Source organism: Streptomyces doebereineriae, from assembly GCF_031845645.1.
GTDB classification, from domain to species: Bacteria; Actinomycetota; Actinomycetes; order Streptomycetales; family Streptomycetaceae; genus Streptomyces; species Streptomyces canus.
The window spans coordinates 17,556-37,608 of record NZ_JAVREZ010000027.1 but is presented as its reverse complement, the minus strand read 5'-3'; the positions used below and the strand labels follow the sequence as shown (position 1 = coordinate 37,608).

The 20,053-nt window shown below is 71.0% G+C and carries 20 protein-coding genes; 4 read left to right on the top strand and 16 right to left on the bottom strand.

What is annotated here, in order from left to right; genetic code table 11:
* Positions 1 to 83 precede the first annotated feature (83 nt).
* From RNB18_RS45395 to RNB18_RS45375, 5 genes are read right to left on the bottom strand one after another with little or no spacing between them, the layout of a single operon-like run.
* Positions 84 to 1,490: an HAD-IA family hydrolase gene (locus RNB18_RS45395; RefSeq protein WP_311720004.1), complete on the bottom strand. Its 1,407-nt coding sequence runs from the start codon at positions 1,488 to 1,490 to the stop codon at positions 84 to 86.
* Positions 1,491 to 1,510: 20 nt separating this feature from the next.
* A complete protein-coding gene (locus tag RNB18_RS45390; protein ID WP_311720003.1) occupies positions 1,511 to 2,560 on the bottom strand; it encodes an ABC transporter ATP-binding protein in 1,050 nt (349 codons plus the stop codon).
* A 3-nt stretch (positions 2,561 to 2,563) separates the two neighbouring features.
* Positions 2,564 to 3,376 (bottom strand): ABC transporter permease, encoded by an 813-nt coding sequence (locus RNB18_RS45385; RefSeq protein WP_057614133.1) that lies wholly within the window; start codon positions 3,374 to 3,376, stop codon positions 2,564 to 2,566.
* Positions 3,364 to 4,260 (bottom strand): ABC transporter permease, encoded by an 897-nt coding sequence (locus RNB18_RS45380; protein ID WP_311720002.1) that lies wholly within the window; start codon positions 4,258 to 4,260, stop codon positions 3,364 to 3,366. The genes RNB18_RS45385 and RNB18_RS45380 overlap by 13 nt, the downstream gene beginning before the upstream one ends.
* Positions 4,257 to 5,402 carry an ABC transporter substrate-binding protein gene (locus RNB18_RS45375; RefSeq protein ID WP_311720001.1) on the bottom strand — a complete coding sequence of 382 codons (1,146 nt, stop codon included), beginning with the start codon at positions 5,400 to 5,402 and terminating at the stop codon, positions 4,257 to 4,259. The genes RNB18_RS45380 and RNB18_RS45375 overlap by 4 nt, the downstream gene beginning before the upstream one ends.
* 213 nt (positions 5,403 to 5,615) lie before the next feature.
* Between RNB18_RS45375 and RNB18_RS45370 the strand changes: the two genes are divergently transcribed.
* On the top strand, positions 5,616 to 6,356 hold the full coding sequence (locus RNB18_RS45370; RefSeq protein WP_059207979.1) for a GntR family transcriptional regulator: 741 nt from the start codon (positions 5,616 to 5,618) through the stop codon (positions 6,354 to 6,356).
* Between the two features lie 25 nt (positions 6,357 to 6,381).
* Entirely contained in the window at positions 6,382 to 6,831 is a 450-nt protein-coding gene (locus RNB18_RS45365) for a hypothetical protein (protein WP_311719999.1), read from the top strand.
* Here RNB18_RS45365 and RNB18_RS45360 read toward each other — a convergent pair.
* From RNB18_RS45360 to rpe, 9 genes are all read right to left on the bottom strand, one after another.
* Positions 6,824 to 7,276: an Lrp/AsnC family transcriptional regulator gene (locus RNB18_RS45360; protein WP_007380661.1), complete on the bottom strand. Its 453-nt coding sequence runs from the start codon at positions 7,274 to 7,276 to the stop codon at positions 6,824 to 6,826. The genes RNB18_RS45365 and RNB18_RS45360 overlap by 8 nt on opposite strands.
* A gap of 10 nt (positions 7,277 to 7,286) precedes the next feature.
* Positions 7,287 to 8,753: an amino acid permease gene (locus tag RNB18_RS45355; RefSeq protein WP_311719998.1), complete on the bottom strand. Its 1,467-nt coding sequence runs from the start codon at positions 8,751 to 8,753 to the stop codon at positions 7,287 to 7,289.
* Between the two features lie 167 nt (positions 8,754 to 8,920).
* Positions 8,921 to 9,307: a hypothetical protein gene (locus RNB18_RS45350; RefSeq protein ID WP_311719997.1), complete on the bottom strand. Its 387-nt coding sequence runs from the start codon at positions 9,305 to 9,307 to the stop codon at positions 8,921 to 8,923.
* 15 nt (positions 9,308 to 9,322) lie between these two features.
* Positions 9,323 to 9,838, bottom strand: coding sequence for a GNAT family N-acetyltransferase (locus RNB18_RS45345; RefSeq protein WP_311719996.1), 516 nt, complete (start codon positions 9,836 to 9,838; stop codon positions 9,323 to 9,325).
* Positions 9,839 to 9,905: 67 nt separating this feature from the next.
* The gene (locus tag RNB18_RS45340; RefSeq protein ID WP_311720067.1) at positions 9,906 to 11,348 is read right to left on the bottom strand and encodes a GuaB1 family IMP dehydrogenase-related protein; all 1,443 of its coding nucleotides are present in this window, start codon (positions 11,346 to 11,348) and stop codon (positions 9,906 to 9,908) included.
* A gap of 132 nt (positions 11,349 to 11,480) precedes the next feature.
* Complete coding sequence (locus tag RNB18_RS45335) at positions 11,481 to 11,795, bottom strand: barstar family protein (RefSeq protein WP_311719995.1); 315 nt, start codon at positions 11,793 to 11,795, stop codon at positions 11,481 to 11,483.
* Entirely contained in the window at positions 11,792 to 12,160 is a 369-nt protein-coding gene (locus RNB18_RS45330) for a ribonuclease domain-containing protein (protein WP_311720066.1), read from the bottom strand. The genes RNB18_RS45335 and RNB18_RS45330 overlap by 4 nt, the downstream gene beginning before the upstream one ends.
* A 39-nt stretch (positions 12,161 to 12,199) precedes the next feature.
* On the bottom strand, positions 12,200 to 13,243 hold the full coding sequence (locus tag RNB18_RS45325) for a sugar-binding transcriptional regulator (protein ID WP_057614141.1): 1,044 nt from the start codon (positions 13,241 to 13,243) through the stop codon (positions 12,200 to 12,202).
* 78 nt (positions 13,244 to 13,321) lie between these two features.
* Positions 13,322 to 14,008 carry a ribulose-phosphate 3-epimerase gene (gene rpe / locus RNB18_RS45320; RefSeq protein WP_311719994.1) on the bottom strand — a complete coding sequence of 229 codons (687 nt, stop codon included), beginning with the start codon at positions 14,006 to 14,008 and terminating at the stop codon, positions 13,322 to 13,324.
* A 134-nt stretch (positions 14,009 to 14,142) separates the two neighbouring features.
* Here rpe and RNB18_RS45315 point away from each other — a divergent pair, with 134 nt between their 5' ends.
* Positions 14,143 to 16,299: an MMPL family transporter gene (locus RNB18_RS45315; RefSeq protein WP_311719993.1), complete on the top strand. Its 2,157-nt coding sequence runs from the start codon at positions 14,143 to 14,145 to the stop codon at positions 16,297 to 16,299.
* 1 nt (position 16,300) lies between these two features.
* Here RNB18_RS45315 and RNB18_RS45310 read toward each other — a convergent pair whose 3' ends face one another.
* Entirely contained in the window at positions 16,301 to 17,719 is a 1,419-nt protein-coding gene (locus RNB18_RS45310; protein ID WP_311719992.1) for an RsmB/NOP family class I SAM-dependent RNA methyltransferase, read from the bottom strand.
* A gap of 480 nt (positions 17,720 to 18,199) precedes the next feature.
* Complete coding sequence (gene fmt / locus RNB18_RS45305) at positions 18,200 to 19,132, bottom strand: methionyl-tRNA formyltransferase (protein WP_311719991.1); 933 nt, start codon at positions 19,130 to 19,132, stop codon at positions 18,200 to 18,202.
* A gap of 282 nt (positions 19,133 to 19,414) precedes the next feature.
* Here fmt and RNB18_RS45300 point away from each other — a divergent pair, with 282 nt between their 5' ends.
* On the top strand, positions 19,415 to 19,966 hold the full coding sequence (locus RNB18_RS45300; RefSeq protein WP_311719989.1) for a hypothetical protein: 552 nt from the start codon (positions 19,415 to 19,417) through the stop codon (positions 19,964 to 19,966).
* The last annotated feature ends 87 nt before the right edge of the window (positions 19,967 to 20,053 follow it).

Below are 20,053 nucleotides of genomic sequence, written 5' to 3'. Positions count from 1 at the left end.
TCGGACGTCGTCGGTACGGCGTCCGAGGCGGCCCTCGGGAGGCACGGCTGGTGGATCAATGTCGCCAGGTCATGGCACCGATGTTAGACAGTCCCGGGCCCGCTGCCCAGCGAAAATGTGGTGATCACCGCGGCGTGGTCGGACGGCCAGTCGTTGTCCTCGACGTCCGGCCAGGTCCGCGGGGTGCCGCTGACGTACGTCCGGGAGTGGAGAACCCGCAGGCCGCGGTGGAGGACGAAGTCGATCCGGTCCTGCGGCTCCGGGTGCGCGTGCACCGGCGACCAGGTGTGGCCCGGGTCCCGTACGGCATCGGGACGGGCCTGCCGGAAGGAGTCCCCCAGGCCCGCCTCCTCCGCCGCCTTGGTCACCGGCCATGCGACGTCCGGCCGATCCAGGTGGGAGGGGCTGTTGAAGTCGCCGACGAGGACGACGGGCGCCGCGCCCGAGATCCGGCTCAGGGTGTCCCGCATCTGTCCGGTCCGCACGTCCTCATGGGCGAGCGGCTCTGACTCGTAGGGCCCGTAGTGCTCGGCGTCGAGGTGGGCCGTCCAGACCTCGACCTCCTGATCCCCTACGGCGATCCGGGCACCGGCGGCCCCGTAAAAAGCGACGTCCGGGTCGCCCAGCACGGCCGTGATCGGGAGCCGGCTGATGATGCCGAGGTTCGGTCCCGCGCTGTGGTGGTGCCAGCCGAGCGCCTCGGCGAGTTCCCCGGCGGCGCCGCCGTACGTCTCCTGGAGCCCGATCACGTCCACGTCGGTCTCCGCGATGACCTTGAGCTGCTTGGCCCGGTGGTCGCGGACCTTGGTGCCGCCGTACCAGAGGTTCCAGGTCATCACGCGGAGCCGGTACGGCAGCAGGGAGCGGAGCCTGTCGACGGTGACGCCCTCCAGGCTGGCCAGAACGGTCCGGCCGGGCGCGGCCTCTATGGGGGCGAGCGAGGGCACCGCGAGCACCGCGCAGCCCGCCGCTTCCGCCGAGGCGACGCCGGTCTCCGTGTCCTCCACGGCCACACAGACCGCCGGATCGACGCCGAGCGCCCGGCAGGCGGCGAGGTAGGGGTCGGGGGCCGGCTTGGTGTGGGGCGTGTCGTCGGCGGTGACGGAGACCGCGAAACGATCGGCGCCGAGCGCGTCGAGCACGGTGTCGGCGACGGCCCTGGGCGACGCGGTCACCAGAGCCGTGGGGACGCCTTCGCGGGCCAGGGCGTCGAGCAGGGCGAGGGCGCCGGGGCGGGGCACGATGCCGGTGCGGACGCGGTCCGCGAACTCCCGGTGGAGGGTGTCGGCGAGGTCCGCGGCCCCCGTGCCCGTGATCGCGGCCAGCCAGGCGGCCGTGTACTCGACCGGGCGGCCGAGCACCTCGGGCCGGTCGGCCTCGGTCAGGGCCCGTCCGGCGACCTGCTCCACCGCCTCCCACCACAGCCGCTCGGTGTCGACGAGCGTGCCGTCCATGTCGAACAGGACGGCCTGGAGCGGGAGTCGGTTCACGGATGCCTCTTTCTGGAAGATCAGGACGTACGTCCGGCCACGAGCACCGGCCGTTCCGGCAGCGACACGCTCACCGCGGCACCCGCTGTGAGTTCGGCGGCCTCGTGCGCGGGCAGATCGGCCTTCACGGCGGTGCCGTCGGCGAGCCGGACGGTGACGCGGACGGACGCGCCCAGGAAGGACGTGGCGACCACGCGGGACTTCCCGTCGGCCGCGGCCCGTACCCGCACGGCCTCGGGCCGCACCAGTACGTCGATCTCGGTCGCGGACGGCACCGGGCCGTCGACCGGCAGCCGTTGCCCGAGCACGTCGACCGTGCCGTCGGCGAGGCGTCCCGGGATCCGGCTCATCGTGCCGACGAACTCGGCGACGAAGGCGGTGGCGGGGCGGCCGTACAGCTCGCTCGGCGTCGCGCACTGTTCGAGCTTCCCGGCGTGCATCACGGCGACCCGGTCCGCCATGGACAGGGCCTCCTCCTGGTCGTGGGTGACGAACAGGGTGGTGATGCCGAGCTCCTGCTGGAGCCGCCGGATCTCCTCGCGCAGGGTGAGCCGCACCTTGGCGTCCAGCGCCGACAACGGCTCGTCGAGCAGCAGCACGCGCGGGCGCAGGGCGAGCGCCCGGGCGAGCGCGACCCGCTGCTGCTGACCGCCGGAGAGCTGGTGCGGGAACTGCCCGCCCTTCTCGGCGAGCCCGACCAGGTCCAGCAACTCGGCAGCCCTGGACCGCCGTTCGGCCGTCCGGACCTTGCGCATCCGCAGTCCGAAGGCCACGTTGTCGAGCGCGTCGAGATGCGGGAAGAGGCTGTACGACTGGAAGACCATCCCGGCGTCCCGGCGGTGGGCCGGGACCCGGGTGACGTCCTCGCCGTCCACCAGCACTTCCCCCGAGTCGGGGTGTTCGAAGCCGGCGAGCATCCTGAGCGCGGTGGTCTTGCCGCAGCCGGACGGGCCGAGCAGGGCGACGAGCTCACCGGGCTGGACGGTCAGGTCGAGGCCGTCGAGGGCGACGGTCGGGCCGAACTCCCGCCTGATCCCGCTGAATTCGACGGTTGCCGCTGTTTCAAGCATGGATCATCCCCGGGAAGTAGTACGGGTGCGGCCGCCGAAGCCGGCCAGGACGAGGAGCAGCACCCACGTCACGAGCAGGCTGAGCACGGACACGGCGACGGACAACTGGGCCTGCGAGCCGCTGACGTTGACGATCCACACGGCGAAGGGCCGGAAGCCCAGGAGCTGGGCCACCGTGAACTCGCCGAGCACCAGGGCCAGCGTGAGGAACGAGGCGTTGAGCAGGGCGCCGCGCAGATTGGGCAGTACGGCCTGGACGAGGGCCTGCGGCCAGCCGGCACCGCAGCTGCGGGCGGCCTCCACGAGGGTGCGGACGTCGACGGCGCGGAGCCCGGCGTCCAGTGCCCGGTAGACGAACGGCAGCGCCATCACGACGTAGGCCAGGACCAGGACGAAGGGGAAGTCGGGGTTCTGGATCGCCACGAAGGTCTCGAACAGCGGGGTGCGGGAGAGGTGGTCGGGCCCCCACTTGAGGACTGTGCCGAGGCCGGCGACGAACGCGATCGGCGGGACGACCAGGGGCAGCGAGCACACCACCTCGACGAGCGGCCTGAGCCGGGGCGCGCCGAGCCGCAGCGCGACCATCGCGGGCACCATCAGCAGCAGGACGACGGCGATGGTGGCGAGGGCCAGCTCCAGCGAGAGCAGCAGGCTGGAGACGAACCCGTCGGTGGAGAAGATCTGTGTGTACGCGTCGAAGGTGATCCCCTGGCCGGGCACGTCGACGGTGAAGACGACGGACGCGGCGAGCGGCACCAGAAAGTACAGCCCGGCGAGGCCGAGCACGCCCCACCGCCACAGGTTCAGGCGAGCCATCGCGCACTCCTCCGCTGCAGGGGCAGGTACACGGCCATGACCAGGCCCGCGACCAGGACCATGTCGAGGCTGAGGGCGAGCGCCACGTTCTCCTGGCCGACGAGCACGTTGCCGGAGATCGCGTCGGCGATCTGGAGGGTGACCAGCGGGATGGAGCTGCCCACCATCGCGGCGGCGGTGGCGTACGCGGCGAAGGCGCTGCCGAAGAGCAGCACGAACCCGCCGAGAAGCGTGGGCAGCAGGACGGGCAGGGCCACAAAACGCCAGTACTGCACGCCCGTTGCCCCGTTGTTCTGCGCCGCCTCGCGCCACTGGGTGCGCAGTCCGTCCAGGGCGGGCGTGATGGTGAGCACCATGAGAGGGATCAGGAAGTACAGGTAGACGATGACCAGGCCCCAGAAGCTGTAGAGGTCCCAGCCCTTGTCCGTGAGACCCAGCTGCCGGGTCAGCACGCCGGCGTTGCCGAGCGTGGCGACGAAGGCGAAGGCCAGCGGGACACCGCCGAAGTTGGCGAGGACTCCGGACGCGGTGAGCACCGCCTCGCGCAGCCCGCGGAAGCGGGAGGACACCACGGCCTGGGCCAGCGGCAGGCCGAAAGCAGTCGCCAGGGCGGCGGACACGGCCGACAGCTTCACGCTGCCGAGCAGCGCGGTGAGATACGCGCCCTTGAGGGAGGCCGTCAGGTTGTCGACGGTGTACGAAGTCGCCCCGGTGGCCGGGTCCTTGGCGGTGAACGCGCCGTCCAGCATGGCGATCGCGGGCAGCCCGAAGGCGACCGCGACGAACACGAGCAGCGGGACGACGGCGATCCAGCCGAGGGACCTGCGCCGCCGCTTCACCTGAGCGGCGGGCGCCGTGTCCACACGTACGGCGGTGGCCGTCATCCGGAGACGGCCTTCGCCCAGCCCTGTCCGAGGACCGTCTTGGCCTTGTCCTGCTGGGCCTCGGTCGGGAAGGACGGGGTGCCGGAGACCTGGGGCAGCTTGGCGGCGGCCGTCTTGTCGAGGGTGCCGGCCTTCTCCATGGCGGTCATCAGGGCCGGGCGGGCGTATCCCTTGAGCCACAGGTTCTGGCCCTCGGTGCTGTAGAGGTACTCCTGCCACAGGCGGGCGGCCGCGGGGTGCGGGGCGTCCTTGTTGACGGCCTGGGAGTAGTACTGCGAGAACTGGCCGTCGCTCGGCACCGACACCTTCCAGTCGACGCCCTTGGACTTGAACTCGTCGGCGTACCCGGCGTTCAGGTAGTCCCAGTCGATGCTGATCGGCGTCTCGCCCTTCTCGACGGTGGCCGGGGTCGACTCGACAGGCGTGTAGTTGCCGTTCTTCTTGATCTTGGCGAAGAAATCGAGGCCGGGCTGGATGTCGTCGAAGGAACCGCCGCTCGCGAGCGAGGCCGCGTAGACGCCGCCGAAGGCCGAACCGGACTTGGTGGGGTTGCCGTTGAGGGCGACCTGGCCCTTGTACTGCGGCTTGAGCAGGTCGGCGAAGGTGGTGGGGCAGGTCTTGACCCGCTTCGCGTCGCAGCCGATGGAGATGTAGCCGCCGTAGTCGTTGTACCAGCGGGCCTGCGGGTCCTTCTGCCCGGTGGGGATGTCGCCGTACGACGCCACCTTGTACGGCGCGAGCAGGCCCTGCTGTGCGGCGCTGAGGGCGAAGGAGCTGCCGAGGTCGAGGACGTCGGGCGCCCGGGTCTGTCCCTTGCGCGAGGTCACGGCGTTGATCTCGTCCTGGCTGGAGCCGTCGGGGTTCTCGACGGAGATCTTGATGCCGTACTTCTTCGTGAAGCCGTCGATGAGGGCGCCGTAGTTGGCCCAGTCGCGGGGCAGCGCGATGGCGTTGAGCGTGCCCTCCTTCTTCGCCGCGGCGACCAGCTTGTCCATACCGCCGAAGTCCGCGGCCGAGGCGGCGGTGGCGGCGTTCTTGCCGTCGGCGGTGGTCGACGCGCTGTCGGGGGCTGCGCCGCACGCGCTCAGGGTGAGGGCGGCGAGGACACCGAGGGCGGCTGTTCTCGGGAGGGACACGGTCACGGCTTCTCCAGGGGACGCGCGAGGGTGCAGGAGCCAAGAGGGATAACTTGTCTGAACAAGTTGGCCTCAGTAAGGCTGCCGCTGGTGTCGCGCCGGTAAACACTGGCGAAACGCTGACCCCGAATTCCCGCACAATCTGAGCCCTCTCCATACCCTTCGGGAGGTCGACTACCCTGGTCACGCTGTGCACAGAGACCGACTCAGAGGGGAAGCATGGGGGCGCGTCACGAGGAGATCGCCGACGAACTGCGTCGGGCGATCGACCGCGAGGAGTACACCGTCGGCAGTCTGCTGCCCGCCGAGACGGAGCTCGCGGCGCACTACGGCGTCTCGCGCGGGACGGTCCGCCAGGCGGTCGCGGCCCTGACCACCGAGGGCCTGATCGGCTCCCGGCAGGGTGCCCGTCGCGTGGTCCTGGCCAGTCGCCGCAGCCAGAGCTTCGCGGAGCTCAGGAGTTTCGCCGAATGGGCCCGGGCGATGGGCCGTGCGGCGACCGGCCGGGTGGTGGCACAGGAGTACCGGCCGGCCACGAAGGAGGACTCGGTGCGCCTCCAACTGGCCATGGGCACACCGGTGTTGCATGTCCTGCGGGTGCGCGGACTGGACGGCGAACCGGTGTTGCTGGAGCGGACGGTGTACGCCGACTGGATCTCCCCGACCGTCGAGTCCATCGAGCCCGAGTGCCCCTCGGTCACCCAACGCCTGTACGACGACACAGGGTTGGTCTTCGCCTACGGGGAACACGTCATCGACGCGGTGGCGGCGGGAGCGCAGGACGCGGAGCTGCTGGAAGTCCGCCGCACGAGCCCGCTCCTGAGGGTCCGCCGGGTGACCACCACCCGCGAGGGACGCCCGGTCGAGTGGTCGGACGACCGCTACCGTTCGGACGCGGTGAGCTTCAGCGTGCACAACTCGATCGGCAACAACGCGCTGGCGCGGAAGACAGCGGAGTAGGGTTCCCGCCCGACAGGAGGTTCCGTTGGACATCGGTATGTTGCCCGCGGTCGACGAGCATGCGGTGATCGTCTCGGCGACGGCCGTCAAGGTCTGGCACGCGCTCGGCGAGACCCTGGAACAGTCCTTCGGCCGACCCCGCTACGCCCGTCTCGTCGGAGTCGTCGACCGTACGGCGTCCGGACCCCGGCCCCTCGCCGAGGGGTCGGCCTTTCCCGGGTTCCGGGTGGCCGACGCGGTCCCGGGACGGGAGCTGGTCCTCGTCGGACGGCACCACTTCTCGACGTACGCCCTGGTCTTCCGCCTCGAGGAGACCACCCCAGGGCGCACCCGGCTGCGGGCCGAGACCCGGGCCCGGTTTCCCGGACCCGGCGGTGCCCTCTACCGGCTGTTGGTCATCTCCTCCGGCGCGCACGCCCTGCTCACCGGGCGGCTGCTGGCGGCGGCGCGGCGTCGTGCCGAGCGGGTCAGGTAGGCGAGCCCGAGGAGAAGCGGCGCAGCAACGGGGAGAGGACCAGGACCGACTTGGTTCGCTCCACGAACGGCTCCCCCGCGATCCGCTCCAGGACCCGTTCGAAGTGCCGCATGTCGGAGGCGAAGACCTGGACGACCGCGTCGGCCTCCCCGGTGACGGTGGAGGCGGCCACCACCTCCTGGTAGCGCTCCAGGCCCCGCTGGATGGTCTCCGGGGAGGTGTTGCGCCGGCAGTAGATCTCGACGAACCCCTCGGTCTCCCAGCCGAGGGCCGCCGGGTCCACCCGTACGGTGAATCCGGTGATGGCCCCGGTGGCGCGCAGCCGGTCCACGCGGCGCTTCACGGCGGGCGCGGACAGACCGACGATCTGCCCGATGTCCGCGTAGGAGCGGCGGGCGTCCTCGGCGAGGGCGTGCACGATGCGTTCGTCGAGATCGTTCAGCACGGTGGGTGGATCAGCCTTCGGGTGTTGCGAGTCGGGAACGGCGATGGCCGTACAGGAAGTAGAACACGAGCCCGACGGCCATCCAGACCCCGAAGACCACCCAGGTGACGGTGGACAGGCTGCCCATCATCCAGACGCAGAAGGCGAAGCCCAGCGCCGGGAAGACCGGCGAGAGCGGGACGCGGAAGGTGCGGGGCATGTCGGGGCGGGTCCGGCGCAGCACCACGACGGCGATGTTGACCAGGGCGAAGGCGAAGAGCGTGCCGATGCTGGTGGCGTCCGCGAGTTGGCCGAGCGGGATGGCCGCCGCCAGCACCCCGCAGAACAGGGACACGATCACCGTGTTCGCCCGGGGCGCGCCGGTCTTCGGGTGGACCCGGCCGAACACCTTCGGTGCGAGTCCGTCCCGGGACATCGCGAAGAGGATGCGGGTCTGGCCGTAGAGCACGGTCAGGACGACGCTCGCGATGGCGATGACCGCGCAGAACGCCAGCAGGGTGCCCCAGAAGCTCTGGCCGGTGATCTCGCGCATGATCTGGGCGAGGGCGGCCTCGGAGTCGTTGAAGTGCTGCCAGGGCTTCGCGCCGACCGCGACGGCGGCGACCAGCACATACAGCGCGGTCACGATGACCAGCGACAGCATGATCGCGCGGGGCAGGTCGCGCTGGGCGTTCTTCGCCTCCTCACCGGCCGTGGAGGCTGCGTCGAAGCCGATGTACGAGAAGAAGAGCGTGGCACCGGCCGCGCTGACCCCTGCCATCCCGAGCGGCATGAAGTGCGCGTAGTTGCCGGAGCGGAAGCCCTGGATGCCGATCGCGCAGAACAGCACCAGCGCGGCGATCTTCACGACGACCATGACGGTGTTGGCGCGGGCGGACTCGCGGGCCCCGCCCAGCAGGAAGGCCATGGCGAGCAGGACGACGATCAGTGCCGGGAGGTTGAAGACACCGCCGTCGCCGGGCGGGGCGGACAGCGCGTCCGGGATGGTGACGCCGATGGTCCCGTCGAGGAGCTCGTTCAGGTATTCGCCCCAGCCGACAGCCACGGCGGCGACCGAGACGCCGTACTCCAGGACCAGGCACCAGCCGCAGATCCAGGCGATCAGTTCGCCCATGGTTGCGTACGCGTACGAGTACGAGGACCCGGCGACCGGGATGGTGCCCGCGAGCTCGGCGTAGGAGAGGGCCGAGAAGAGGGCCGTGAGGCCGGCGATCACGAAGGAGAGGGTGACGGCGGGGCCTGCCTTCGGCACGGCTTCGCCCAGCACGACGAAAATGCCGGTGCCGAGGGTGGCGCCGATGCTGATCATCGTCAGCTGCCACAGTCCGAGGGAGCGCCTGAGGGCCCCTCCCTCGCCCTGGCCGCCCTCCGCGACCAGGCGTTCCACGGGTTTGCGCCGCATGAGGCGCGCGCCGAGCCCCGGGGACGTGGGGGCTTCTTGGGTGCGGTGGTGCGTGGGTGCACCTTGGTCGAGCACGCGCTGACTCCTTCGTCGCTGCAGGTGAGTACAGCGCAGCACCCTACGAGCCCGGACGTCACAGTCGTAATGCAGCAACCTTGCACGCACTCGCAAGATCGTTGCGTTCCGAGCCGATGGGCGGGCGTTCGTTGCGCGTACCCCCGCGCGGTGCCCGTCAGCCCTCGTCAGCGGTCCTCCGGCTCCCCCGCCACGGCCCGCGCCTCAGCCACGTCCGCCTCGTCGAACCCCATCTGGCCGGGCTTGCCGTACGCCTCCCGCTGGGCGTCGATCCACCGTGTGTGGGCCTCCCACGCGGCCTGTTTGCTGGTGCCCATCGCGGCCCCGATCTGCGACCAGGAGGCGCCGGCCTCGCGGGCCGCGCGGACGGTCAGCTGACGGCCGTAGGACGCCTTGCGGGCCACGACCTCGCTCAGGGCGAGGAGTTCGAGCAGTTCGGCCCGGTCGGGGGTGTCCGTGGCCCCGCCCATCGCCTCCCGCATGCGCAGCTCGTCGAGCCGGGAGACGGCGGTCAGCAGGGTGTACTGCGGCTCGATGCTCTCGGGTGTCGTCATGCTCCCAGGTTTGCGTCAAGCAGGCTTGACGTCAAGGTGGCCTGACGAAAGTTCTCGGACGAGGAAGGTGCAGGCGTCGACACACTCACGGGTCGTGCCGTCGTGGTCCTGGTACGAGTAGCGGTCCAGGTAGTCGGTCACCGGCCGGTAGCCGAGCCGTGCGTACAGGCCCGCCGCGCGCGGGTTGTCCTGCCCGACCCCGATGCCCACGGTTGTCAGACCCCGCTTCCGGGCCAGTTCTTCGGCGGCCCGGATCAGCTCGGTGCCGATCCCGCGTGAGCGCAGATCCTCGGGCCAGACCGCAAGACCGCCGATCTCGGGGCAGTCCAGGGTGACCTCGGGGGCGGCACACCCGATCCAGCGCAGCTCCGCGTGCCCCACGAGCCGCCCCTGCAGCCAGGCGACGAGATACGTGCACTCCCCCGCCTCCTGCCGCGCGAACCGCCGGGCGTGGAAGGACGTGACTCCGGGCGATCCCAGGTACCGGTCGAGCAGCGCGACATCGCCGCTCCGGCAGACGCTGATCTCCATACGACGACCGTACGGACCGGGAAGGCGGACGGCCCCCGATTTTCAACGGGGGCCGGGCACAGCGGACTCAGCCCCAGCTGGCGTGCAGCGGCTTGCCCTCGGCGTAGCCGGCCGCGCTCTGGATACCGACGACCGCCTTCTCGGCGAACTCCTCCAGGGAGCCCGCACCTGCGTAGGTGCACGAGGAGCGAACGCCCGCGATGATCGAGTCGATCAGGTCCTCGACACCCGGGCGGGACGGGTCGAGGAACATCCGGGACGTGGAGATGCCCTCCTCGAACAGCGCCTTGCGGGCCCTGTCGTACGCCGACTCGTCCGACGTGCGGTTGCGCACCGCCCGCGCGGACGCCATGCCGAAGGACTCCTTGTAGAGCCGTCCGCTGGCGTCCTGCTGGAGGTCGCCCGGCGACTCGTAGGTGCCCGCGAACCAGGACCCGATCATCACGTTGGACGCGCCGGCGGCCAGCGCCATTGCGACGTCGCGCGGGTGCCGGACACCGCCGTCGGCCCACACGTGCTTGCCGTACTTCTTCGCCTCGGCGGCACACTCCAGGACCGCCGAGAACTGCGGTCGGCCGACGCCGGTCATCATGCGGGTGGTGCACATGGCGCCGGGGCCGACGCCGACCTTGATGATGTCCGCGCCCGCCTCGACCAGGTCCCGCACACCCTCGGCGGCCACGATGTTGCCGGCCACGATCGGGACCTGCGGGTCGAGCGCCCTCACCGTCCTGATCGCGGTGATCATCGACTCCTGGTGGCCGTGCGCGGTGTCGATGACGAGTGTGTCGACGCCCGCGTCGAGCAGCTGCTTGGCCTTCTCCGCGAAGTCGCCGTTGATGCCCACGGCGGCGGCGATGCGCAGCCTGCCCCGGGCGTCCACGGCCGGGGTGTACAGCGTGGCCCGCAGGGCGCCCTTGCGGGTGAGGATGCCGGCGAGGCGGCCGTCCTGGTCGACGGCGGGGGCGTAGCGGCGGTTGGCCGCGTCCAGGCGGTTGAAGGCCTCACCGGGGTCGATGTCCGCGTCGAGGAGCAGCAGATCGCGCGACATGACTTCGGCGAGCTGCGTGAAACGGTCGACCCCGGTCAGGTCCTGGTCGGTGACGACACCGACGGGCCGGCCGTCCTCGTCGACGACCACACCGGCGTTGTGCGCGCGCTTGGGCAGCAGGGCCAGCGCGTCGGCGACGGTCTGGTGCGGGGCCAGCACGATCGGGGTGTCCAGGACGTGGTGGCGGCTCTTCACCCAGGAGACGACCTCGGTGACGACCTCGATCGGGATGTCCTGCGGGATGACCACGAGGCCACCGCGGCGGGCCATGGTCTCGGCCATGCGGCGTCCGGCGATGGCGGTCATGTTGGCGACGACCAGCGGGATCGTGGTGCCCGTGCCGTCCGGCGAGCTGAGGTCCACGCCCTGCCGGGAGCCGACGGCGCTGCGGCTCGGGACCATGAAGACGTCGTCGTACGTCAGGTCGTACGGGGGCTGGATGTCGTTGAGGAAACGCACGTGCTGCACATCCCAGTCGATCAGAGGTGGCCCCCGGACAGGTCAGCCAGGGGGAAAGAGCACGTACTTCATTCTCCCATGCCGGCCGGATTACCACCCACGGGCGAATCGTCCAGACCGCCCGGAGAGGCCTTAGGACGAACCTCCAAGGGCGAGCGCCACGGTGAGCGCGGACGCCTGCGAGAACACCTCGCGCGCGGTCGCCCACTCGTCCGGCCGCGCCCCTGCGTACCGGTCCCAGTTCCGTACGACGACGACGGTCTCCTCTTCGCCGGCGTCCTCGGAGCCGTCCGCGGACCACAGGCCCGGGTCGGACAGGACGTCGGCCAGCGCGTCCCAGTTGCGGCCGAACCAGTCCGGCAGCCGGAGATCGCGGACGCAGCGGTCCATCAGGCCCGCCTTGTCCGCGACCCCGTCGAGGTCCAGCGTGACCACGCGTGCCGTCATCTCAGTACCGCCCTGAACGAGTCGTAGTGATCATCGGTGTAGTAGATCTCCCCGCCCTGCCCGGTGACGATGCGCCGGGCCCCGCGATCGCGCGAGCCCGGCGTCGGGACGGTGTATTCGTGGTAGTAACCGCGCTGGTGCGCGGGCAGCAGCCGCTCGAAGTTCCCGAAGACCGAGCCGTCCTTGGCGTACGGGAACGGCCCGCCCCTGTCGATGAGTTCGAGGGTCTGCCGGGCCTCGGCCGGGAGCTTCGACTCCTGGACGGTGGCCAGGCCGCCGCCCCGCGAGGGGTCGTTGTCGGTGGCCGAACACCCCGTCAGGACCAGGACGCACAGAAGCATTCGGGAGACGAACCGCAGCAGCATGCGCTCGATGCTGCCACGGCCGCCCCTCATGACCTTCCGTCAGGGCCCGTCCGGGTCCGACCTGTTGAGCGCCGGCTTCGGCGTCGTCCCCGCCGTCATCAGGTAGTCCGCGGCGGACGTGTCCGTCACCAGGCTGGTGACGAGTCCGGACCGCAGCACCGCGTCGATCGCGGCCGCCTTGCGCTGTCCCCCGGCGATCGCGACGACCTCGGGGATACGGCGGAGCTGGTCGGCCTTGACGGTGATGCACCGCTCGCCCAGGTCCCGCCCGACCCGGCGCCCTTCGGAGTCGAAGAGGTGCGCGGACATCTCGGCGGCGACGCCGAGCGAGGCGTAGTGGCCGCGCTCCTCGTCGCTGAGCATGTCGTGCACCGTCGAGATGCCCGGCTCCCAGGAGCCGATGGAGACACAGGCGACCGTGACCTTGTCGAAGTACTCGAAGGCCCGGGCGATTCCGGTCTGGTTGCGCAACGCGGCCGCGGTGGCCGCGTCCGGCAGCAGCATCGGCGCGTAGATGGGGTGGGCGTCCCCGCCGGACACCTGGGCGGCCCGCCGCACCGCCTCCACCGAACCGCGCTCGGCGGTCCCGGCGTCGTACACACCCGTCAACTGCACCACCGTGCACGGTGGCAGCCGGTCGAGGGCGGCCGCCATGTGGATGGTGGAACGACCCCAGGCCAGGCCCAGGATGTCGCCCTCGTCGACCAGTTCGCCGAGCAGGTCGGCGGCCACTTCTCCCAGGTTCTCGGGGTCGGGTGAGTCCTGGGCCTCGGCCGGGGACTCGACCACGACGGCGTGCCTGAGGCCGTAGCGGGCGCGGAGCGCGTCGGAGCGCTCGGCGTCCAGCTCGGCCGGCACGCGGATCTCGATGCGTACGAGATCCCGTTCGAGGGCGGTCTCCAGGACCCGGGCCACCTTGAAGCGGCTGACGCCGAACTCCTCGGCGATCTGGATCTTGGACTTGCCCTCGAGGTAGAAGCGGCGGGCCATGGCCGCCGCCTGCACCAGCTCAGCGGGTCCCATCCGCATGGCTGACCGGCCAGCCGACATACCCGACACGGCGATCTCCTCACTGCTGTTCACACTCTGGATTCGCCGTTCATCCTTGCAGATCCGGCGCACTTGATCAGCCCTGATCGAAGCCGTTCACGTTCCCTTGGCTCAGTGGTCGCACGCCCACGAAGCCTTAGCGGTCGCCCCCTCCGCCTGGTTGCGCAATACACGTACCGCCTCGGCGGGGTCGGACGCCCCGTAGACCGCGGACCCGGCGACGAAGACATCGGCGCCCGCGTCCGCGCAGCGCTCGATGGTGGAGGCCGAGACGCCACCGTCGACCTGGAGCCACAGCTCAAGCCCGTGCTTGCTGATCAACTCGCGGGTCCGGCGAATCTTGGGGAGCATGATGTCGAGGAAGGCCTGTCCCCCGAAACCGGGTTCGACCGTCATGATCAGCAGCATGTCGAGCTCGGGGAGCAGGTCCTCGTACGGCTCGATGGGTGTCGCGGGCCTCAGCGCCATGGAGGCGCGGGCGCCCTTGGCCCGGATCTCCCGGGCGAGCCGGACCGGAGCGGCGGCAGCCTCCACATGGAACGTGACGGAGGAAGCCCCCGCCTCTACGTACTGGGGCGCCCAGCGATCGGGGGCCTCGATCATCAGATGGCAGTCCAGCGGGGTGTCCGTCGCACGGGCCAGAGACTCTACGACCGGCACACCGAGCGTGAGGTTCGGGACGAAATGGTTGTCCATGACGTCTACGTGGAGCCAGTCGGCTCCCTCGACCGCCTTCGCCTCGTCCGCGAGGCGGGCGAAGTCGGCGGACAGGATGCTGGGATTGATCTGCGCGGCCATGCCCCAAGCCTCCCATGCCGGGGCGCGAAGGAGCGCGCCGGTCCAGACCTAAGCCGTTCATCGGATGTTATGGACGACCTGTGCGTGTCATGCTGGGCGGCTGATCGGCTCGACTGGTGGCGCCGGGGGTGGCCATGACCGGGAATCGGGGCATCGCGCACTTCGTCTGCGGACGGCGTGCCAAGTGGGTAGTGCTGGCGCTGTGGCTGGTGGTGCTGTTCCTGACGGCGCCCCTGGCCTCCAAGCTCACCGACGCCCAGGACAACGACGCGGCCTCCTGGCTGCCAGGCTCCGCGGAGTCGACCCAGGTCCTCCAGCTCTCCGAGGACTTCAGGCCGGAACAGATCCCCGCGGTCGTCGTCTACGCGCGCGAGAGCGGCCTCACGCCGCAGGAGCGGGCCGCGATCGCCAAGGACACGGCCGAGCTCAAACAACTCACCGCACACGGCATCCGCGGCTCGGAGACCCGGGGCCCGATCTACGACCGGCAGAGCGACCCGCGCGCGGCCCAGATCCTCGTCCCGATCACCATGGACGAGAAGGGCTGGGAGGAGATCTCACCCGCCGTCGACTCCATCCGTGACGTCGTGGGCAAGGGCGGCGACGGCCTCGCCGTGCACATCACCGGCCCAGGCGGCACGTCCGCGGACTTCTCCGAGGCCTTCGAGGGCATCGACTCGACTCTGCTGCTGTCGGCGATGGCCGTCGTCATCGTCATGCTGCTCATCACCTTCCGCAGCCCCACCCTGCTCCTGGTCCCGCTGCTCTCCGTGGTCGCCGCGCTGTTCACCGCACAGGCCTTCATCTACCTGCTCGCCGAGCACGCGGGACTGACCGTCAACGGCCAGAGCGCGGGCATTCTGACCGTGCTCGTCTTCGGCGCGGGGACCGACTATGCCCTGTTGCTGGTCGCCCGCTACCGGGAGGAACTGCACCACCACGAGGACCGCCACGAGGCGATGGCCCTCGCCCTGCACCGCGCGGGCCCGGCAGTGCTCGCCTCGGGCGCGACCGTCGTCCTGAGCATGCTGGTCCTGCTGACCGCCGAGATGAACTCGACCCGCGGCCTCGGCCCGGTCGCCGCGATCGGTGTCGCGGTCGCCCTGCTGGCGATGACGACCCTGTTCCCGGCCCTGCTGGTGATCTTCGGCCGCTGGATCTTCTGGCCGGCCATCCCGCACTTCGGCGACCCCGACCGCATCGAGACCGGCCTCTGGGCCCGCGCCGGCCGCCGTATGGCCCTCCGCCCGCGGATGGTCTGGAGCGCCACGGCGGCGGCCCTCGTGATCTGCTCGCTGGGCCTGATCCAGCTGCGCGCCGAAGGCATCAGCAACGCGGACGCGTTCACCGGGAAACCGGACTCGATCACCGGCCAGGAGGTGTCCGCGGAGTACTTCCCGGCGGGCAGCGGCGATCCCTTGGTCGTCGTCAGCAACCAGGCCCAGGCCCAACAGGTGGGCGAGGCGGTCGCGGGAACGCGGGGAGTCGTGCCCACGTCCCTCGGCCTGCCGCCGGGCACGAAACCGTCATTCGAAGGCAAGGTCCTCTTCGAGGCGACGATGACCGCCCCGGCCGACAGCGAGGCCGCGAAACAGACGGTGGAACGGGTCCGGGACGCCGTCCACGCGGTCCCGGACGCCGACGCCCAGGTCGGCGGCGGTACGGCCGCCCTGCTGGACATGGACAAGGCGACCACGCACGACAACATACTGATCATCCCGCTGGTGCTGGTCGTGGTGATGCTGATCCTGTGCGGCCTGCTGCGTGCCCTGATCGCGCCGCTGCTGCTGATCGGGACGGTGATCCTGTCCTTCGCGGCGGCCCTGGGCATCAGTGCCCTGGCCTTCCGCCACGTGTTCGACTACGCGGGCGAGTCCACGGACTTCCCGCTGTTCGTGTTCGTCTTCCTGGTGGCCCTCGGCATCGACTACAACATCTTCCTGACCACCCGCATCCGCGAGGAGGCGGCCCACGGAGGCACCCGCGCGGGCGTGATCACGGGTCTGGCCGCGACCGGCGCGGTCATCACCTCCGCCGGTCTGGTCCTGGCCGGCACCTTCGCCGCCCTCGGCACCCTGCCGATGGTCGCCTTCGCGGAGATCGGCTTCACGGTGGCGCTGGGCGTCCTGCTGGATACGTTCATCGTGCGGTCGGTGCTGGTGACGTCCCTGTTCCTGGACGTGGGCGAGAAGGTGTGGTGGCCCAGCAAACTGGCCAACGGTGAGCCGACCGACCCAGGGGCGCGGGGAACCGCGCGACCCGCCACGACGGCGCCGCGGACACCCGACTAGATCACCCTGTCATACGGATGACCGCCATATACATGGCATCGGTGCCGTGCACATGCGGCCACAACTGAACGTCCGGCCCCTCCCCCAGCTCCGGCACGCCGGGGAACAACGGCCGCGCATCGACCAGCTCGGCGGACGGCCACTGCTTGAGCACGTCCTCGACAACGGCCCTCGTCTCCGCGAGATGAGGCGAACAGGTCGCGTATCCGACGACTCCGCCCACCCGGACGGAGTCCAGCGCGGTGCTCAACAACCCCCGCTGCAATGGCCCGAACCCCTCCAGATCCTCGGGCCGACGCCGCCACCGAGCCTCCGGCCGCCGCCGCAACGCCCCGAGTCCCGTGCACGGCACATCCATCAGCACCCGGTCAAAACTCCTCGGCTGCCACGGCGGCCGGGTCCCGTCCGCGGCGATGACCTGGTACGGCCCGGGATTCCCGGCGAGCGCCTTGGCGACGAGCCCGGCCCGATGCGGCTGCTTCTCGGAGGCGAGCAGCACGGCCCCGCGCTCGGCGGCCAGTGCGGCGAGCAGCGCGGCCTTGCCGCCCGGCCCCGCGCACCCGTCGAGCCACTTCTCGTCCCGGCCCTCGACAGGCACGTTCGCGAGGGCCAGCGCGACGAGCTGACTCCCCTCGTCCTGCACCCCGGCCCGGCCTTCCCGTACGGCGTCGACGGCACCGGGCTCACCGCCCTCGGACAGCCGTACGGCATACGGCGACCAGCGCCCTGCCACGGCGGACTCCTCGCGGAGCAGTTCCTCGGCGGTGGACCGCCCCGGCCGGGCGACGAGGGTCACCTCGGGCCGCTCGTTGTCGGCCTCCAGCAGCCGCTCGATGCCGGCCCGCCCGCCGCCGAGGGAGTCCCACAGCGCGGAGACCACCCAGCGGGGGTGGGAGTGGACGACGGCGAGATGGTCCTCGGGATCGTCCTCGTAGGGCGGAGCCACTTTGGCGATCCACCCGTCGAGGTCGTCCTGCGCGATCTTCCGCAGCACGGCGTTGACGAACTTGGCGCGTCCGTCCCCGAGTACGACCCGCGCGAGCTCGACGGAGGCGGACACGGCGGCGTGCGTCGGGATACGTGTCCCGAGCAGCTGATGCGCCCCGAGGCTCAGCACGTCGAGCACCGGCGGATCGACCTCGCGGAGCGGCCGGTCGACACACTCGGCGATGATCGCGTCGTACGTCCCCTGCCGGCGCAGTGTCCCGTACACGAGCTCGGTGGCGAGCGCAGCGTCCCGCGCCTCGAAGCCGCCCTTCTCCCGCGCCTTCCGCAACAGCGGCGGCAGGACGAGGTTGGCGTACGCGTCCCGCTCGTCCACGGCCCGCAGCGCCTCGAAGGCGAGGATGCGGACGGGGTCCTTCTGGGGCCGACGGTAGGGCTTGCCGGTTTTGTGGGGCCGACGGGGCTGGTCGCTCACGAAAAAGGTGCTCCGGGTTCAAGGTCTGGTGACGCCCCAAGCGTACGTCCGCGGGAGGCGACGTCACCCTTCGAGGCCGGGGTGATCGCGAGACGGGATGTCACACGCGGGAGCCGGGCACCGCCACGCGACGGAGCGCGACCCCGGCACGCCGACAACCGACGCCGCGCGACTCGGGCCTCTTGCCCGCGCGACTTGCCCAAGACACAGGCACCCCAAGAACCCACGCCACCGGCCACCGCCGCAACCACCACCCGATCCACCGACCACCGCCGCACGACGGAGCCTGGACCCCGGCGCTCCGACGACCGACGCCACCCGACCGGCAGGCGCGCCTTCCGGCATCCCGCCCTCACGTTCGCCGTCCTGACCACCGTCGGCAGCCTGGTCCGGCGCCACCGGCCGTTCCGGAGACCGGCGCCCTGCGGCTCACCGTCGCCGTCACCGACCATGCTGACAGGCCGCGCCGGCGCCGGCGCGTCACCCGCCGACGGTCTCCCCGTCCGAGATCCTGACGCCCCGCGCCCAGTCCGCGGCCTTCATCGGCTTCTTCCCTTGTGCCTGCACCCACAGCAGCTCGACGCCGTACGACCCGGTACCGACGTGGACGCTGTTCTTGCCGACGGCGAGGGCGCCGGGGGCGAGATCCGTCCGGTCGGGAACCGGCTGGACCTGGATGAGCTTGAGCCGCTCGCCGCGGAAGGTCGTCCAGGCACCGGGCGAGGGGTGGCAACCTCGCACGATCCGGTCCACCCGCAGGGCAGGCGCGGCCCAGTCGACCCGCGCGTCCTCGACGGTGATCTTCGGAGCGACGGTGATGCCCTCCGACGGCTGCGGTACGGGCTTCAGCGCGCCGTCGGCGATACCGTCCATGGTCGCGGCGAGCAGCCCCGCACCGGCGAAGGCGAGCCGGGTCAGCAGGTCACCACTGGTGTCGGTGTGCCGGATCTCCTCGGTGACGGTGCCGTAGACGGGCCCGGAGTCGAGCCCCTCCTCGATGAGGAACGTCGAAGCGCCCGTGATCTCGTCCCCCGCCATGATGGAGTGCTGCACAGGAGCGGCCCCACGCCAGGCGGGCAGCAGCGAGAAGTGCAGGTTGACCCAGCCATGGGCGGGGATGTCGAGGGCGACTCGGGGCAGAAGGGCGCCGTAGGCGACGACGGGGCAGCAGTCCGGGGCGATCTCACGAAGCCGCTCGAGGAACTCCGGATCCCGCGGCTTGACGGGCTTCAGCACCTCGATCCCCGCCTCCTCGGCCCGCTCCGCGACCGGGCTCGCGACCAGCCGGCGCCCCCGCCCGGCCGGCGCGTCCGGCCGCGTGACGACGGCGGCGACCTCATGCCGCCCGGAGGCGATGAGAGCGTCCAGAGCGGGAACGGCGACCTCGGGAGTACCGGCGAAGACGAGCTTCATGGGTGGACAGGGCCTCTCGGACGGGTGACTCGGACGGGTGACGACGGGCAACACACAAGTCTATGGCGAGCTCCGACCGCCGCACGGCCGGAGAGGGACCCCAGCGGCGAGACCCGTGTTCCCGATCAAGGCGCGAACTCCCCGCCCCCGGCGCACGCATATGCCGGTACGCCCCCACTGCGTGACCAGCGGAGCGTAAACGCGTTGGTCAAGAAAGAGTTGACCACAACGGGCCGCGATCGCGGCCCCATCCTTTTCAACGCCGGTTCGAGAGGCTTGTTCATGGCCGACCACGCAACCCACGACGCCCAGGCTCGGGCCAGCCTGCACTTGCTGGTGCGGGACATCGAGCGGGTCCGCCGGCAGGTGGACGCACTGCGCACCCTGACCGCCCAGTTGGGCAACGTCTACCGCCCGCGCCGCTCCGGCCCCTCCACGGGCTTCGTCGTCTACGGACGCGCCCCCGCCCCCACGGTCCGTCTCGCGCAGGAACTGCGGGACAGTGTCGAGACCCTGGTGACGGCCGCGGTCGACTTCGACCGCTCACTCGGCTTCTCGTGGGACGCGGTGGGCTCCGCCCTCGGCGTCACCAAGCAGGCGGTCCACCGTCGTTACGGCGCCCGCCGCGCCGCGGCCCAGGCGACAGCCGACGCCGAACGGGCCACGGAGACCTCGGGGGCCCGCACGGTCAGTGTCAACACCGGCATCCCCACGGTGCCTGCGGTTCCGACCGTTCCCGCGGCCCGCTCCATGCCGACCCAGCCCACCGCGGGCAGCCCCACGCTCCGCGACGAGGCAAGACCCACCGCCTTCCCCGGCCCTCGCAACGGCTGACCTACTCCCCCCTCGCTGCCCTCCCACCCCACGACCGGGAGGGCAGACGCATGTCCTCACACACCCGCGTCCCACGGCCACACCATC